3 protein-coding genes and 2 pseudogenes are annotated in these 2,002 nt (G+C 38.3%); 4 read left to right on the forward strand and 1 reads right to left on the reverse strand.

Translation table 11 applies throughout. From position 1 onward, the window contains the following. Together ACFINR_RS09180 and ACFINR_RS09185 are read left to right on the forward strand one after the other, a co-directional pair. Positions 1-159, forward strand: a pseudogene (locus ACFINR_RS09180) (single-stranded DNA-binding protein); the annotation flags it as partial. Between the two features lie 15 nt (positions 160-174). Next, positions 175-705 (forward strand): hypothetical protein, encoded by a 531-nt coding sequence (locus ACFINR_RS09185; protein ID WP_375654217.1) that lies wholly within the window; start codon positions 175-177, stop codon positions 703-705. 9 nt (positions 706-714) lie between these two features. Here the strand turns inward: ACFINR_RS09185 and ACFINR_RS09190 are convergent, their stop codons facing one another. Next, positions 715-1,338, reverse strand: a complete 624-nt coding sequence (locus ACFINR_RS09190; protein WP_375654218.1) for a hypothetical protein — start codon at positions 1,336-1,338, stop codon at positions 715-717. 205 nt (positions 1,339-1,543) lie between these two features. Here ACFINR_RS09190 and ACFINR_RS09195 point away from each other — a divergent pair, with 205 nt between their 5' ends. Together ACFINR_RS09195 and ACFINR_RS09200 are read left to right on the forward strand one after the other, a co-directional pair. Then, complete coding sequence (locus tag ACFINR_RS09195; RefSeq protein ID WP_375637162.1) at positions 1,544-1,876, forward strand: hypothetical protein; 333 nt, start codon at positions 1,544-1,546, stop codon at positions 1,874-1,876. Next, a pseudogene (locus ACFINR_RS09200) lies at positions 1,857-2,002 on the forward strand (PBSX family phage terminase large subunit); the annotation flags it as partial. The gene ACFINR_RS09195 and the pseudogene ACFINR_RS09200, both read left to right, overlap by 20 nt.

A 2,002-nucleotide genomic window follows, 5' to 3' on the forward strand; every position in this document is an offset into this window, starting at 1 on the left:
TATGTAACAGAAGTCATATTGCCTCAGTACAAAGGCGAGTTAAAGCTTTTAGATGGCAAAAATGATGATAATCAAGAGCAGTCATCACCTTATGACAGAAGCTTTCACAAGCCTCTTGATACGTCTCATACCGTTATGAATGATAGTGTTCCTTTTTAAATAAAAAGCGGTGTTATGAAAAGAAATAAAAAGAGGGGACGCCCTAAAATAGCAGGGCAGGTAAGAGAACCAAACGGACGTATATCACGTTGCAAAACACCGCGTGAAGCCGTTGATAAATTGGCAATAGAAATGCGTGCAAAGCGCTTCGGTTTAACGCTACAGGAGGCAAAAAATCCACTTTCTGGGTCTTATATCGGGCGTCTTTGTTTACAAGGCGTGATTACTCAAGAGCAATATGATGCCGCGCAACAGTACCTACAGATAAGAAATAATTACCTTTGTGCAAAAGGCTTGCCTAATGCAATTTATGACGAAATGCCATCATCTTCTGATGATAAAGCAAGAGACAAGTGGGTAGCATTTGCAACAGAGCAGTTTATAAACATGCAAGAGGCACTAAAAGAAGCCCAATGCCTCTATAGACAATATAACCTTTATGCAGCGCTACAGTGCCTCGTTATAGAAGATCAAATGCTACCATATCTTGTGAATTCATTACGTGTTGCTCTTAATGCTCTTCAGAAACATTTTGATCGTAAATGACAATCTCTATTACGGTTTCATTATATTGTATATCGTTTGTAAGTTTCTGCAAAATTCAATGGATTCCTTTAAACCTTTATGATCATTTCTTTTCACTTGAGATACTATGTTATTTACTTGTTCTTTTCTTAAATCGGAACGCTTTTCTATAGCCGTCATAAATTTTTTTGCATAATAAATCATTGGATCCTCGTTATCATTGACCACGTCGTATGCCCACATAAAATCGCTTTCACTCCAATCATATTCATCGCGTAAACGCTTTATTACATTGGGTAGATCCATTTGCGACATCTCCTTATTATAATCACCCCGCAATAAACTCACAATGGATGCACAACCAACAACTAATATGTGACGATACAATATATATTCCTGTTTAAAAAACGAATATTCTCCGCCATTTCTGAGTGAAAGTTCTTCTGCTTTGCGTATCTTTTCAGAATGCATAGAGCCAATATATGATTCACTTACGTATTTGTTATAAAGTTGATTATACTTCTCTTTAGTATCTACACTTGTAAACATACGCGTCAATTTGTCTATAAATCCAAATGACGCTGATGCAGGTAGCGCTGATATAGAAAAGAAAGCTATAAATGTTATGATGCGTGTTATGGATAATGATTTCATTATTTTGGATCCTTAATTATTCATAAGCGCTGTTTAACCGATTCCCTTTGAAATTATCAATATGTGTTATTTTTATGTTGACAAAGTGTAGCAAATCGTATTTAATGACATTGCTGTACTTAGGCGTATTGTGTCTAGAGAGGGAAATGTACAGTTCAAAATCCCCGCAAATGCGGGGTTTTTTATTATCTGGAGGGCGTATTTTATGACATCACAAAATACACAGCAGGCTCCACAACCCATTAAAAAGCGTATACCACCAAAGGCAGGTCAAGGGCGTGTCAAAGGCGTTCCAAATAAAGTGACGCGCATTTTAAAAGAAGCAGTGGTTAAGGCTGCTGAGAATGCTGGGAATAAAATTGGCAATGATGGTTTGATCTCCTATTTGGAAAAGCAGGCTATAGAATGTCCAGCGGCTTATTTAGCGTTGCTTGGTAAGGTGTTGCCTTTACAGGTAACAGGTGAAGATGGGGGAGCCATTAAGGTGATAACGCGTGTAGAAATCGCGCCTTTGGTCAATGACAACACGACAGATTAGTATTGTACCAAAACTCATTCCTATTTTTGCAGGGGACGCTTTGGTACGGGCGGCTTGGGGTGGACGAGGGTCTGGAAAGACAAGATCATTTGCCTTGATGGCTGCTTTAAAAGGCTATCAATTTGG

The sequence above is a fragment of the Bartonella sp. AP19HLJMH genome (assembly GCF_042196245.1).
Classification (GTDB): domain Bacteria; phylum Pseudomonadota; class Alphaproteobacteria; order Rhizobiales; family Rhizobiaceae; genus Bartonella.

Coding starts and splice junctions, on each gene's coding strand:
- ACFINR_RS09185 (WP_375654217.1), top strand. CDS start 175: ATGAAAAGAAATAAAAAGAGGGGACGCCCTAAAATAGCAGGGCAGGTA.
- ACFINR_RS09195 (WP_375637162.1), top strand. CDS start 1,544: ATGACATCACAAAATACACAGCAGGCTCCACAACCCATTAAAAAGCGT.
- ACFINR_RS09190 (WP_375654218.1), bottom strand. CDS start 1,338: ATGAAATCATTATCCATAACACGCATCATAACATTTATAGCTTTCTTT.